Source organism: Bacillus sp. AC266 (genome assembly GCF_979253805.1).
In genome coordinates, this window is sequence record NZ_CEEDEC010000052.1 from 1 (window position 1) to 254 (window position 254).

Here is a 254-nt window from a genome sequence, read left to right on the forward strand (position 1 = left end):
TCCGGCGTAATGTATTTTCAGTGAATGCTTGATGTACTTGAGCAGTAACTAAATGTGGGTCAATCCATAACCGTTCATTTTGATGAGATTTAGCGTCATCGAATAATAGTAGGGAAGCACCATTTTTAACGGCTGCTATCGCTTCGGAACTAATTCGATTTAATGCGATTTGTATAGTTTCTGATGGACTAAATGTAATATAAATTGTAGAGACAGAGCTATGAGTAATGAATAGCTGTATAAGTTGTTCTTAC

General features: G+C 35.8%; 1 pseudogene. It reads right to left on the reverse strand.

The features are described 5' to 3' along the window. Positions 1–250: pseudogene (locus tag AC0IXC_RS29255) on the reverse strand (glutamate synthase central domain-containing protein); the annotation flags it as partial. Between the last annotated feature and the right edge of the window lie 4 nt (positions 251–254).